Origin of the sequence: Mesorhizobium sp. M0751 (genome assembly GCF_040320265.1) — a bacterium.
GTDB lineage: Bacteria > Pseudomonadota > Alphaproteobacteria > Rhizobiales > Rhizobiaceae > Mesorhizobium.
Map to the genome: position 1 here is coordinate 1 of NZ_JAMYPH010000053.1, position 7,463 is coordinate 7,463.

6 protein-coding genes and 1 pseudogene are annotated in these 7,463 nt (G+C 56.7%); all 7 read right to left on the reverse strand.

Features of this window, described 5'->3' with window-relative positions:
- Positions 1 to 40 precede the first annotated feature (40 nt).
- Entirely contained in the window at positions 41 to 496 is a 456-nt protein-coding gene (locus tag NKI19_RS32325) for a transposase (RefSeq protein ID WP_352951284.1), read from the reverse strand.
- A 49-nt stretch (positions 497 to 545) separates the two neighbouring features.
- A pseudogene (locus NKI19_RS32330) lies at positions 546 to 794 on the reverse strand (transposase); the annotation flags it as partial.
- A gap of 182 nt (positions 795 to 976) precedes the next feature.
- The gene (locus NKI19_RS32335) at positions 977 to 1,819 is read right to left on the reverse strand and encodes an ABC transporter permease (RefSeq protein ID WP_352567669.1); all 843 of its coding nucleotides are present in this window, start codon (positions 1,817 to 1,819) and stop codon (positions 977 to 979) included.
- 12 nt (positions 1,820 to 1,831) lie between these two features.
- Complete coding sequence (locus NKI19_RS32340; RefSeq protein WP_352567670.1) at positions 1,832 to 2,776, reverse strand: ABC transporter permease; 945 nt, start codon at positions 2,774 to 2,776, stop codon at positions 1,832 to 1,834.
- A gap of 30 nt (positions 2,777 to 2,806) precedes the next feature.
- Complete coding sequence (locus NKI19_RS32345) at positions 2,807 to 4,408, reverse strand: ABC transporter substrate-binding protein (protein WP_352567671.1); 1,602 nt, start codon at positions 4,406 to 4,408, stop codon at positions 2,807 to 2,809.
- 11 nt (positions 4,409 to 4,419) lie between these two features.
- Positions 4,420 to 6,288, reverse strand: a complete 1,869-nt coding sequence (locus tag NKI19_RS32350) for an ABC transporter ATP-binding protein (protein ID WP_352567674.1) — start codon at positions 6,286 to 6,288, stop codon at positions 4,420 to 4,422.
- Between the two features lie 136 nt (positions 6,289 to 6,424).
- Positions 6,425 to 7,463, reverse strand: a 1,039-nt coding sequence (locus tag NKI19_RS32355) for an amidohydrolase family protein (RefSeq protein WP_352951285.1), incomplete at its 5' end; no start/stop codon positions are given.

Genomic DNA, 7,463 nt, shown 5'->3' on the forward strand with positions numbered 1-7,463 from the left:
ACGGGATGACTGGCGACCAACACCTTCACGCCGGCCGGGATCATGCCTGGCGAACCGCCCGGATGATCCGCACCAGCTGCTCCTCATTGATATCGGCACCGGCACGAATGACCACGCCACCCAGCTCGATCTCCACCGACGCAGACGCCGCTTGGGTGACCTCGACAAAGCCAAGCCGATCCGCATCTCGCTGCGGCGTGACCGCACCGCTCTTGATCGCCTTGCTCCGCCAGCCGAACAGCTGGGCTGGCGCCATCCCCGCTTGTCTGGCGATGGCCGATACATTCGCGCCCGGCTTCAGTGTCGCCTCGATCAGCCGCGACTTCGCTTCCGCCGACCAGCGCCGCCGCGGACGCTGCGGGCTTGCCTCCAGCCGGTTCGGGACCGCCTCAAGGACATGGAAACTTCTATCATCAGACTTCATCCGGTCGCGGCGGCGATTGCAAAACGCAAAGACCGCAGGCGCAAATGGGTCAAGCTCCATCACCTCCTGCACCAGGACCGCAAGGCTGTTGATGCCGGCCCGAAAGTCGATGGGCTCGCGGTGCAGGTGGCGGCAAAGCAACGGCGTCTTTGGCCGTCTTTATCCATTTCCGAAGAAGGTTGGCATTGATCCCATGTTCAAGCGCAAGCCGCGATACCGACACGCCAGGCTCCAGGCAGGCCGCAGCGAGCCGCTCTTGCGACGCCCGGTCATACCGCCGGCGGCCGTTGCGCAAAATCCGCCTTACCAGCAGTTTCTGTTCAGCATCCTCAATTACTTGGTGTCCACCTCCGTTAAGTGGACACTTCATCCCAAAACACGCTCAATGGAAAAAGGTGCGGAGAAATTCGCGCTTACATCACTTACATCACACCAATACGATGTGGTCGTTAATACAGGGGTCCGTCCCGGCGGAGGGGCGCATAGGGCCCAGGAAAAAGGGCGCGAGAGCATAAGATAGCCCGCCGCCGCCCGTCCAGTGGCGAAAACGAGTTAGTCGGGTAGCGCGAAGCGAGGGTCGAGCATGTCACGCAGGCCATCACCAATCAGATTGACTGCCAATACTACAGCCATGATTACCAAGCTTGGATACAATATTAAATAAGGTGCGATCAGAGCAAACGACCGCCCTTCGGCGACAATATTGCCCCAACTCGGGTTTTCAGGCGGAACCCCGATGCCCACAAAGCTCAGATAGGCTTCATAAAGAATGGCCAGGCCACAGATATATGTCGCCTGCACGGCGATTGGCGCCAGTGCGTTCGGCAAGATATACTTGAAGAGTAGCCGCAAAGGACTAGCGCCGTAGGACCGAGCCGCCTCTATGAAGACCTGTTCCCGGAGCGTCAGCGTTAAGCTTCTAACCAACCTTGCAACACCGGGCACTTCCGGTATCGCCAGAGCCACGATTACAGTCAACACCCCGCCACCGAAGATGGTTGCCAAGGCAATGGCGAGCAGGATTCCCGGTATCGCCATGATGCCGTCCATCACCCTCATCAAGATATTGTCTGATGCCTGTCCGGCGCCTGCCACAAGACCAAAGATCGTTCCGGCTGTTGTCGCCAGAACCGCAGCGGCCAGTCCAATTGCGAGCGAGACCCGCCCGCCGTAAAGCACACGCGTGAAAATGTCCCGCCCGAACATGTCAGTCCCCAGAAAATGGGCGCCACTGGGTGGAGTCAGTCTCAACTCCGGGCTTATAGACAAGGGATTAAGATTGGCTATCCCCGGACCCAGATACGACACGAGCACAATCAAAAGCATGAAAATCAAGGCGACACGCACCGACGCCGGCAGGCGCGTCATATGTGGCCACAACAGGGAAAACGTCATCGGCCTAACTCCTCAAGTATATTTAATTCTCGGGTCCATTAAGGGGTACGACAGGTCCACCAGCAGATTTACCATGACGTACACACTCGCACTTATCAGTAGGACCCCCTGAATGACCGGAACATCCCGGTGCTGGATGGCTTCCACGAGGAGGCTGCCGACCCCGGGGATTGCGAAGACGGTCTCTGTTATTACCACACCACCAAGCATACCCGCGAACGACATTCCAACTACCGTGACCAGAGGTACGGCGATCAGCTTCAGGCAGTGTCGAACGAGGATCGTGAACTCGTCGAGCCCTTTCGCTCGCGCGACACGGATAAAGTCCTGGTTCAGCACTTCGATCGCGCTCGCTCTTGTGATTCGAGTGATGAGTGCCGTTTGCGCAAATCCCAACATGGTTGCGGGCAGAAGCACATGCCGCAAGACTTCCGTCACACCGCTGTCGAATCCAGGGAACCCGGAGACTGGCATTGACCCAAAGTACACACCGAACGTGAATATCAGCACGTACCCAATCAGAAAGGGAGGTATGGCTGTCCCCGCAACTCCGAAAAGTGATACTAGGCGATCAGCGATGCCCCCTCTGTTCTGTGCTGCCAACAATCCCAACGGCAGCGAGACGGTTATTTGAACCACAGTTGCTGCGGTTGCGAGAAGAATCGTCGGTTCTACCCGCGACAGAATGAGATTGAATACTGGCTGTCTGGAAAAGATCGAGTTTCCCAGATTCCCCTGCACGACATTCGCCAACCAATGAAAATACTGGACGGCCAGCGGATCACCGAGATGAAGGCTCTCCCGAATAGCGGCGATCTGGGCGGGCGTCGCGTAGTCGCCCGCCAGCACAGCCGCCGCATCTCCAGGGCTCAGATACGTCAGACCGAAAACTATGGCGGTCACGATCCCCACCACCGGAATGACGGAAAGCACCCTAGAAATGAGATACCTGATCATACTTACCCCACCAACCGGAGACGCGCTGCGCTACTGGCCCTTCCGTCGGATATTCCAGAAATAGTTATAAGGTGCCTCCGGATTGAATCCTTCGAGGTCGGCGCCATAGACAGTCGGAACGCCGTACTCTCCCGTCATGACAAAGGGAAAATAGGCTGATGCGCGGGCTTGGAGGTCAAAACTAATTTTCTCTTTCTCGTTCTCGTCGACCGCGCTCGCAAAGGCACTTCTCAGTTTCTCGAGTTTATCGTCGCACGGCCAACCAAACCAAGCCTTGTCGCAGTTCGCAGCCAGCATCAGATGGGTGATAGGGGAACTGGCAGGTCCCACCTCCATGTAGGTAGGGAACAGGTTCCACCCGCCCTCCGAAGCAGGAGCTTTAGACGTGCGGCGCGACGTCAAAGTAGCCCAGTCCATTGCTTTAAGGTCTACTTGGACGCCAATCTTTCTTAACTGCTGTGCTAAGTACAGCGACCTCGCGTGGGCCTCCGCCCAATCGGTTAGATCGAAGATCACAATCGGCTTTCCATCGTAACCGGCTTCTTTGAAGAGCTCCTTTGCCTTCTCAAAGTCCGCGGCCCCCCGGTGGCCGCTATAGGCGGACTCGTCGCCGTACTTCCCCTCGCAAGTGAGATAAGCATAGCAGGGATGCCAGAATTGCGGGTCACCCACAGAAATCTGCATGACCTCCTTTTGGTCGATCAGGTAGGTGAGAGCTTCAGTCGCCTTGATGTTGTTGAATGGTGGCACCTCGTGATTCACCACGAAGAGGCTCTGCACGAAAAATCCTTTCGAGACCACAAGCTTCGGGTCGTTTCGCAGCGCCAACGCATTATCAATCGGAGGAGATAACCAGATATCTTGTTTGCCGGTCAGCATCGCCGCCATCGCGGTGTTTGGGTCTGGTATGTAAGACATTTCGATCTTGTCGAAAGTTGCCTCTTTCTTGCCCCAATAGAAGCTTGGCGGGTCATTCCGCGGAGTGTAGAAGGAGTTCTTGGTGTAAACCGGCGTTTGGCCTGGCTTCCAGGTCGAGTAATCGAACTTATAAGGACCAGAACCGGTTGTATCGGTGAGCTGTTCGGTGGGCGGAAGGGAGGCAACCCGCTTGGGCATAATGAAAGGGACGTTCCCCTCAGTACTGGCAAGCGCCGAGGGAACGTCGAACGGCTCATTGAGCTCGATCCGAAACGTCAGATCGTCAACCTTAACCATCTCCTTGGTCCTGGATCCAAGGAGTCCACCAACCACATCCCGGGACTCCCAGCGCTTCAGTGACTGGATAACGTCGTCAGTGGTGATTGGAGCTCCGTCGGAGAATTTCAGGCCCTTGCGAAGCGTGATTGTGTAAGTCTTCTTGTCCGAGTTCACATCAACTTTGTCGGCCATTTGGGGACGCGGTGTGCCGCTGCTGTCGAACTCGAACAATTTATCGTAAATGAGATATCCGTGCATCTGTGTATCCCCCGATGTTGTCACAATGGGATCAACAATTTTCAGGGCGCTTCCCTCTATTACGCGCAGCGTGTCCGCATTCGCCGTACCGACCGATAAAATACCGATAACGGCAGGTGTTACTAACCGACGCACTGCGGTTGTTCTTGACATCCATGTAATAAGTTTGATCTTCATTTTTGTTCCCTCTAGTTGTTTAAGGAGCAATAGGCTGTAGTGCCCATTAGGTTTTCCTGCTCCCATTCCCCGCCCCAAATCATGACTGCGTGGCCAGGCGAGACTTCACGATACTGGCGCACAGGTGGGACGTAGTCCGCAGGCCGGACGGGACACTTGATTTCGTCATTTGAGACCGAGCGTTTCTGCAGGCGCCGTGCCGGATCTGCGATCGGCACTGCCGCGAGCAGCCGTTTGGTATACGGATGCTGCGGATTCTGAAAAATCGCCTCGCGCGGGCCGATCTCAACGATCTCGCCGAGATACATCACAGCCACGCGGTGGCTAACGCGTTCGACCACTGCCATGTCGTGCGAAATGAATAGATAGGCAAGGCCCATACGGGCCTGGAGATCCAGCATAAGGTTGACGACTTGCGCCTTCACAGAAACATCGAGTGCCGAGACGGCTTCGTCCGCCACGATGAGCCACGGCTCAAGTGCAAGCGCACGCGCAATACAGATGCGCTGGCGCTGGCCACCCGAAAACTCATGCGGAAAGCGGTTGACTATGTCAGGCGAAAGACCCACCTGCTGCAGGAGGTTGGCGACCTTATCGCGTGCTTCCGAACGGCTGGCGAGATTGTTGATCAGCAGCGGTTCGATGATCGCTGTTCCGACATCCATGCGCGGATTGAGCGATGCGAACGGGTCCTGGAAGATCATCTGAATGCGATTTCGCTGCTTGCGCAACTCGGATTGACCAAGTTTTACAAGGTCAACACCATCGAGCAAAATCGACCCCGAGAGGGGCTCAGTCAACCGCATTACCGTCCGGCCTGTCGTCGATTTGCCACAGCCTGATTCGCCGACCAGTGCCAAGGTTTCGCCGCTCTTGACGCTGAAGGAGACATTCTCGACCGCGTAGACCCGGCCTTTGACCGAAGAAAACATGCCCGACCGGATTTCGAAGCGCTTCGTCAAGCCCGCAATCTCCAGCACCGGGCGCTCCGCCTCCTTGACGGTATCCGGCACCTCGGCCGGCACGTCGGATTGGCCAGTCGTCCGGTCGACGATCGGGAAGCGTATCGGCCGCCTTCGCCCCTTCATCGAACCGAGCTTTGGAACGGCCGAAAGCAGCGATCGCGTGTAGGGGTGTTCGGGGCGATTGAAGATGTCCTCGGTCGGCGCAGTCTCGACCATCTGGCCGTTATACATGACTGCCGTGCGGTCGGCGATCTCGGCGACGACGCCCATGTCGTGCGTGATGAAGAGGACGGACATGCCCTCGTCCTCTTGCAACTCCTTGATCAGCTCCAGGATCTGCGCCTGGATCGTCACGTCGAGCGCCGTCGTCGGCTCGTCGGCAATCAGCAGCTTTGGCTTACCGGCCAAAGCCATCGCGATCATGACGCGTTGGCGCATGCCCCCCGAGAAGTGGTGTGGATATTCGTGGAAGCGCGACTTCGCCGCCGGGATTCGTACCTTCTCCAACAGCCGAATCGTTTCCAACTCAGCCTCGGATCGCGACAGGCTGCGGTGCAGAATCAGCGATTCAGCTATTTGGAACCCGATTGTGAGTACCGGGTTCAGCGAGGTCATCGGCTCCTGAAAAATCATGGCAATGTCGTTGCCGCGGATACGACGCATTTCTGATTGCGAGAGCGTGAGCAACTCCTGCCCGTCAAGCTGGATCGACCCTTCGACCTTGCTCGAAGCTGGCGAGTTGAGCCGCATGATCGAGAGCGCCGTTACGCTCTTTCCAGAGCCGGATTCGCCGACGATGGCGACTGTCTCTCTCTCGCCGATCTCAAACGATATGCCGTCCACGACGGGGGCCCAGTGCCCCCCGACACGGAACGAGGTCACCAACCGCGAAACAGAAAGGACCTTATGGGCCATCCTGTGCGTGCGCTCCTCTAGGAGACTTGATTCAGGTTCGCACAAATCTACTATATCGGAACCCACGGAACTACCTCAAGAATTAGGGCCAATTCCTCGCTAAATCCGCAAATTAGTTCTTTTTCTACTGTTCGCGTCACAGGGTTCGATAGACTTTCCTCGCGTTTTCCCGAAACAGCAGCGCCTTGTTTTCCTCGGATATTCGAGCCTTGAAGGCATAGCGCGGATCATCGAAGTCCCAGTGAGGATAATCGCTCGCATAAATCAGCCTATCCCAGCCGATTTGATCAAACAGATAGTTGAGCTCCTCGGGATTGTCCGGCTCCTCCACCGGCTGTGTGGAAAAGTAGAAATTCTGGCGTAGATAGTGGGAAGGCGGATGTTTTAAGCTAGCCACTTCCGAACCCATGCGACGCCACAACATGTCCAGCCGGTGCCCAAGTTCAATCGACCAGACACAGCCGCACTCGATGATGATCACCTTGAGAGATGGCAACTGATCGAATACGCCATCCAGAATGAGACTCATAACTTGTGACTGGGCAGCGAAGGTCAGGTCCAAATGATCCTCATTGTAGTATGATGGCCAGCCGCTGGCGGTCCGCGCGCCGCTTTCGCCGCCAATGTGCATGCCGATTGGAAAGCCATGATGAGCCGCGGCTTCCAGGATGGGCCTGTAGCGTCGATGCCCTAATAGCTCGGTTGTGCCGGTGGGTATGTGCACCTGGACAAATCGCGCATCCAGTGCCCGCTTTTCGATTTCTGCGACCGAGGAAACGACATCGTCCGGGACAACCAGAACGGACGCTCTCAGCCGATCCTCAGACTCGACGAACTCGGCGATCTGCCAATCGTTCATCGCCGTGCACAACACATTGTTGAGATCGAGATTGCGACCGAGCTGCGCCCCAAAAGGTTCGAGCACTCCGAAGACGACATTGTGGGGATCGAGGTGCTGCTTCCTCATGAAGGCCAGGTCCGAACCGGGTCCGCCCCCACCCGGCGGCCAGGCATCGCGGCGTTGTCCCCTTGGATTGTACCGGGGATAGGTTTGGCTGTCAGCAAACACGCTGAACCCCAACTCGCCATACTGATCGAGATGATCGCGCCAACGCTTGGAAATATAGGGATGGAGGCCATACCGGTCTTTAAGAGCCGGGTGGATATCGCAATCG